The organism is Streptomyces sp. GbtcB7 (assembly GCF_019091445.1).
GTDB lineage: Bacteria > Actinomycetota > Actinomycetes > Streptomycetales > Streptomycetaceae > Streptomyces > Streptomyces mirabilis.
Map to the genome: position 1 here is coordinate 1 of NZ_JAGXJM010000635.1, position 236 is coordinate 236.

General features: G+C 79.2%; 1 protein-coding gene. It reads left to right on the forward strand.

All coding sequences use genetic code 11. The features are described from left to right. Nucleotides 1-236 (forward strand): phosphotransferase (locus KVT44_RS57080; RefSeq protein ID WP_368857630.1); only part of this gene is annotated, 236 nt, incomplete at both ends.

Consider the following 236-nt stretch of genomic DNA (forward strand, 5'->3'; position numbering starts at 1 on the left):
GCCTGGCCGCGGGTGATGCCCTGGCCGCCCTCGGGTCGGTCGACCCCCGCCCGGTCGGCCTGGCCGGGGTGGGGCGCCCCGAGGGGTTCCTCCAACGGCAGGTCCCGCGCTGGCCCGCCGAGTTGGAGTCGTACGACCGGCCCCCCGGCTCCCCCGGCCCGGACCTCCCGGGGCCCCAGCAGGTAGCCGACTGGCTGGAGCGGAACCGGCCGGCCGACTGGATCCCGGGGAGCATG